Below are 5,890 nucleotides of genomic sequence, written 5' to 3' on the forward strand. Positions count from 1 at the left end.
ACTCCTGGACACCTACGAGGGCGAGCGGCGCCCGCTGGCCCGCAACGTCCTGAGGGCCACCAGCACCGCGGTGAACATCATGTTGCCCGACACCCTGTTGCCGGCGGAGTCGATCAATGACACCGGGCCGGCGTCGCTGCTGACGTAGACGCCCGCTCCGTCGGGGGTGATCGCCACACCGTTAGGGGGCGATCCCACCCCGATGGAGCGGCTGATTGTGTTGGTGGTGGTGTCGATGACGTGCACAACTTCGTTGCTGTTGTCGGCCACGTACACCCGGGTGCCGTTGGGGTGCACCGCCAATCCTCGGCAGTAACCGTTCGTGGGCACGGTGGCGATAGCCGTGTTGGTCGCCGTGTCGATCACCGACACGGATTTGTAGTCGGGGTTGGTGGTGTAGGCGCGGGTGCCGTCGGGGCTGACCGCGACGTCCGATGGACTAGCCCAACCACTACTACCAACCCGGACAGTCGCAGTAGTGGCGCCCGTCGCGGTGTCGATCACCGACACCGCGCGGTCACCGACGTTGGCAATGTAGGCCAGACCCCTGGTTCCCGTTGCCGCTATTGGAAATGCCATTGACTTCTTCGCCTTCCTCTGCGCGTCGATGCAGCCCAGCACGCCGTCACGTATCCGGATCTGCGCATATAGCTACAACCAAGGGAAACCACGTCCGGCCATCGCAGACCACACGAAATCTGAGACGGCTGGGCCAAAGCATACGTTGACTAATGGAAATGATCCATTGCTTCCTCATGGCGGAAAACCGGCAACAATGGAACCGCACGCCGGTGCCGTCGCGCTTTCACTGCTCATCCCTAATGCGCACCCTCGCCCGCGGTGACACTGCGGCACGTGACATCCCCAACAGTCGGAAAACCATCCAGCGGCAGGAATTCAGCAAGTGAATAACGCTGTGATGCGTGCTGGTCGCGTTGGGTGCTCGGTGATTTCCGGACACGAACCAAAGTGGGTCTTTCTCGTTTGACCGGGGTGGCGCTGTCGCTTGATCGCTATGCGTGATCTCGCGGCTGTGACGGTGAGTGGCTGAAGCGGGGGCTGGACATGAGAAGCGCCCGCGACGTCTAAGATCACGATCTTGTCGAAGGAAAGTGATCGAGCGAGAAGCACGGGCGTGTGGATCAACATAACGGATCAGAGCTGCCGGGCTTGATCGGTCTTGACATCTTCGAGGTGGAAGCCGGCGGCGGGTGCATGTGCTGCCCGCGGGGATGGGCGGGCGGATCTGCCCCGCCTGCCGGATCATGGCCGGCCGTCCCAAGCAGTGGACGACGCAGACGGTTGCCGGGCCGACGCTGTCGTGCCGGGCGCCCTTTGCTCAGGTCGTGGGGTCTGAGCGAGGAACGGCGGCCGGCCGGGCTACAAGCCCTGCACGTGGACGCGCATGTAGCGCTTGCCCTTGAAGACGTAGAACTCGGTGAGGCTGCCGGAAACCCGACAGTGGACGGAACCGCCAGGCCGTCGAGAAGCAGGGGCAAGAGGCGGCCCCAGGAGGATCGGTGGTATCGAGCCCATGGGCGTACGGCATGACGCCCAAGACTCAGAGGCCTGGCTCGGCACCTGGGAGGTGAAGCTGAGCAGCGGTTCGAGCTCGGACACGGTGAGGGTGCAGGTCTGCCCGATGCGCCACACGTCCCTGCCGAGGGTGTTGAGCTTCTTGTCCGGGTTGGGGGCGGTGGTCCGAATCTCGACCACGACCAGAACTCCAGCGACAGACTGTGGCACTTCTCCCGACCTGACGCCGTTGTGTGGTGACAGCCCGTTCCGTTGGTCACCCTCTTCCAGCGCCGGGCTGACGGCCGACCAGACCATGCCGATTCGCGATCACAGCGCTGAATAGGGATCGCCTTACACCGGACAGAAAATAAGCTTTTCTGTCCGGTAATGAAAAATAGCGGATTCTGTGCGCCAACAGGTCTCCCTGTTCCGGCAATCACGGCAGAATGAACTCTGCCATGGCGAACTCCCCACCCGGTGCCTGCCTCAGGCGGCGATGCCCCGGGACATCTCTTCGCGATCAGCAGCCGTCAGACGGCGCACGGACCGTCGCTGCGGGGCCTGGTGCACGCCGCCGCCCTGGCAGGGAAAGCGCCGGACGTGATGCATCGGGGCGCCCAGTGCCCGGCCCATCAAGCTGAAGGATTCCCCGTCGCGCCGGCGCCGCCAGATCTCGTCTTGCTGAGCGGATGAAAACCCGTAGTCACGCACACACCCCCACGGCTACATGATCATCCATGGGTGGTGCGCTGACCCATTGAGGGTGCCATGGTTTCTTGAAGGTTCGCGAAGGCGCTAACCTCCCGGCATGGTTCAGCCCCCTCGCTCCTTGCAGATCATCACGCGGCTCGTCGGCGGGCAGATCTGCGTCTATGACTTGGCATCTCCCTCTCTGGGTGTCCTGACGCCGGCCGTGGTCTTCGCACCGCGCCCTGGAGATGACGTCATCGAGCATGCCGCGTCGGTGGATCTTGGTTGGGCTGTCTACACGACGCTGAACGGGGTCGTTTGCGTGACGAGTTCGGGAGACGAGCGGTGGCGGACCGCGTTCGACCCGTTCTCGGATCAGCGGCACGGGTACCAGCCAGGATGTGTTCTGTCGCTGGACGACCGCACGGTGTGGGTCTATCGGCCAGATGCCATGGCCGACCGAGGCCGGCCGGACCAGTGGGCCGTACTCGACGCCGAAAGCGGAGCGGTAATGGCTCAGTCGGATCTGGAGACCGTCGGGCACGGTGGCCGGCAGTGCCGGCATCCGAGCGACGGGCATGTCCTCCTGAACGTTGGCGAGGGCCAGGACGGCTCGATCATCTACCGGGCCGCCCTGGCCGACGGACGGCTGGCTCCCGTCTGCTATCCGTGGGTGGACCGGGTTCTGATCGATCTGGCGCCCGACGGGCAGCAGTTCATGACGGTCGATCACGGACAGGCTGACGTAGCCTTTCACTTCTACCCCAGCGGCGAGGTGGCGGTGGCGTTGCAGGTCGAGGACTTCGGCCATGATCCGGACGAGGTGTTCCTGGAGTGGAGTGGCGGCTACCTCTCCCCGGGCGTAGCCGTCGTCACCTTGGTGGGCGAGGACGAGGATGGGCAGGAATGGTTCCGCCACTACCGGGTCAACGTTCCCACAGGCCGCGTCGGGGCGGAGCTGGCCCCCAACGCCGGACATGCCGATGACCTCCAGCCGCTCGGCGACGGAACATGGCTCACCACCGACCCCTCCGGGCATCCCGTCCGCTGGTCCGCCTGACGACCGGGGAGAGGAAGCCTTGACGAACAGCAGCGAGGGATGATCGTTCGCATCTGCCCGGGAACCCGCCAGGTTCGGGGCCGCCGAGCAGCAGCGGTCACCCGGGACGGAGCATGCGCTCGACGGTGATCGCACATCAGGTCTTCGTCGTCGGACAGGGCGGCGATGTCGGTCCTGCTGTAGCGATCGAACCGGCCGCGGGCGATACCGTGCTCGACGGCGACGCGGGCCAGTTCGGTCTCGCGCCAGCCCAGGGCGGCGGCGACTTGTTCGGCGGTGAGGGAGCCGGTCAGCCACGCGGTGCGCTCAGCCACCACGTCGACCACCAGGCGGCGTCCCTGTTCGGTGGCGATCAGGGCGTGCAGGCGGCCGACGTCGTACAGCGGCCACTTCCTGTACCGGTCGACGATCTCGGTATGGCCCAGCTCGGCCAAGGCCCGGACGCCGGCGACGTCGACCTTTACGCCGGTCGCCTTGGCGAGCAGCGCGGCGCACCGGGTGGCGCCCAGCGGCTGCGGCGGTATCTCAGCGCGCAACCGGCCGGCTTGAGCGATGAGAGCGTCGGCCGCCGGCCGTGTCCAGTAATCGCCCCGGTCCGGGGCCGGGATCAGGTCGGCCTCCAGGGCGCGCTTCCAGTCGTCCCAGGACATGCCCAAGGCCTCGCGCAGCTGCTGCTCGTCCAGGTAGTCAACAAGGATCGCGTCGAGGATCTCCTGGCGGCGTGCGACCAGGTCGTCCACCACCGGCCCGGACCAGCGCGTCTTCATGTCCGGGTCGGGCACGAGCCCGGCGGCGTGGGCCCGGGCGAACTGGTCGGCGGTGATGTCCATGGCCTGGACCAGCTGGGTGGCGGTGCGGGCGGTGGTGCGGCGCACGGGAACGCTCACCGGGGGCCCTTTCTCGAAGGACGCAGCTCGGGTGAAGGGGGGAGGGCAAGGGTCAGAACGGCGGGACGTCGCTGACAGGCCGCCGGGCGCGGCACACGCATCACCGGCGGAGCGGCGATCACGATGGCGGGACGGCGGGAACGGGGCGCGCGGAAGTAACGGCACCCCTCCATCCCACATCCCAGCCGCCCGCGGCCCGCATCCGGCCGGACGCTACATGATCGTTATCAGGCAGGCCGGACAAGTGAGGGCACTGTTCCGTGTGCCCCTGCCGGGCTCCAGGCGTGGCGGACGGGCTGGCCTGCCCGGGCAGCGCGGCACCGAGCTGAGCGGCGCCGCCCTTGGCCCGGTACGGGGGGGGATCACCGGTGTGACGGCCTCAGAAGGCGGCGACGGTGGCCGGGGCGCGTTCGGCGCGGCTGAGCGCCCGCAGGACGCCGGTCGGGCCGTGGCGGCGTACGGCCAGGCGGGCCAGCAGGCCGATCACCGTGTCGACGGCACTGGGTGGGAGGGTGGGCGTCACGACGCCCACGCTGACCGCCAGGTCGTCGGAGTGGACCGCGAGTTCCATCATCCGGGTGATCAGCATGTCGTCGAGCGTCAGCGACCATGGCCCCCACAGCGAGATGCGCACCGGCCGGTTCGTCGCCGAGACGAGGGAGCCGTCCAGTTCTTCGAGGGCCAGGTCCACGCGCGTCACCAGTGCAGCGTGTCCTTCGGCCGAGACCTCTTGGCCGCCCTGCCGGATGCGGACGTTGATGTCGTCGTCGAGGCTCGCGCCGATCCAGCGCACCCGGCTGTAGTGCTCCAGCAGGGCGACGGTCTCCTCCTGTGGCACCGGGCTGGTCAAAAGTGGCGGAATGGCCAGGATCTGGTAGGCCAGGTGGCCCGCCAGACCGGCCACGCTGAACTCCGGCAGCGCGCTCGGCCGGCTCCAGGCGGCGGCGACCGCCGGATCGCGCAGCAGATCCGCGGCCGAGCGGGCGGTGAACAGGAAATCGGCTTTGGCGTCGGTCATTTCCCTACCCTTTCCAGTGAATTCCAGTGGCGGAAATGCTGTCCTTTTCGCCGGCGCAGTGGCTTTCGGTGTGAGGAGTCGGCCTCTTCATGTAGAAAATCCCCCATGTCTCCGCTGGGGCGTGATCCGGTATCCGGCTCGGAGGCGTCACCGCCGGCCCGCCGCCTCCGGTCAGGCATTCACCGCCCGCGCCCACCATCATGCCGCCGGGATGGTCGTGGACGGCGAGCTGAGCGCAGCGCTGGAAGAAGCCGCCGGGCAGGAGAAGGGGCTATGCCAAAGGGGCAGAACGTCCGCGACGGCGACCCCGGGAACGGCGACGGACGGAGGCGCCTACCTGCGCCGACGCCGGATCAAAGCGGTCATCGCCGAGAAGGCCGATCAGGCGGCCAGCCGCAAGGAGCGCGGCTCCCGCGGTGGCCGGCCGGTCACCCATGATCCCGATCTCTACAAGCAGCGCAACGCGGCCGAACGCTGCATCAACCGGATGAAGGAGTGGCGTGGGCCGGCCTTCCGGTCCGACAGGACGCCTGACAGCTATCTGGCCGGTCTGCATCCACGCGGAGCTGTCATATGGATCCGAAGCCTCCGACCAGCCTGGAGATCCGAACTCCGTACAGGCTCTAGTACTACAGCCTGATTTCGTGATTCTTAGGGGTAGCGTGCCGTTCTGTGACGACTGCTGATGATCTGCGGGAGTGGGCTGCAGGGCTGGAT

General features: G+C 67.0%; 4 protein-coding genes and 1 pseudogene. 1 reads left to right on the forward strand and 4 read right to left on the reverse strand.

What is annotated here, in order from left to right; translation table 11 throughout:
• Positions 1-12 precede the first annotated feature (12 nt).
• The 4 genes from ACWDS7_RS45885 to ACWDS7_RS45900 form a co-directional block, all read right to left on the reverse strand.
• A complete protein-coding gene (locus ACWDS7_RS45885; RefSeq protein ID WP_451934423.1) occupies positions 13-621 on the reverse strand; it encodes a YncE family protein in 609 nt (202 codons plus the stop codon).
• Between the two features lie 759 nt (positions 622-1,380).
• Positions 1,381-1,716 (reverse strand): hypothetical protein, encoded by a 336-nt coding sequence (locus tag ACWDS7_RS45890; protein ID WP_451934424.1) that lies wholly within the window; start codon positions 1,714-1,716, stop codon positions 1,381-1,383.
• Between the two features lie 1,410 nt (positions 1,717-3,126).
• Positions 3,127-4,155, reverse strand: a complete 1,029-nt coding sequence (locus tag ACWDS7_RS45895; RefSeq protein WP_451934425.1) for a hypothetical protein — start codon at positions 4,153-4,155, stop codon at positions 3,127-3,129.
• A 379-nt stretch (positions 4,156-4,534) separates the two neighbouring features.
• Positions 4,535-5,173, reverse strand: a complete 639-nt coding sequence (locus ACWDS7_RS45900) for a maleylpyruvate isomerase N-terminal domain-containing protein (RefSeq protein WP_451934426.1) — start codon at positions 5,171-5,173, stop codon at positions 4,535-4,537.
• A 280-nt stretch (positions 5,174-5,453) separates the two neighbouring features.
• Between ACWDS7_RS45900 and ACWDS7_RS45905 the strand changes: the two are divergent.
• A pseudogene (locus ACWDS7_RS45905) lies at positions 5,454-5,813 on the forward strand (hypothetical protein); the annotation flags it as partial.
• Between the last annotated feature and the right edge of the window lie 77 nt (positions 5,814-5,890).

This window comes from Streptosporangium sp. NPDC003464 (assembly GCF_053588315.1).

Coding starts and splice junctions, on each gene's coding strand:
- ACWDS7_RS45900 (WP_451934426.1), bottom strand. CDS start 5,173: ATGACCGACGCCAAAGCCGATTTCCTGTTCACCGCCCGCTCGGCCGCG.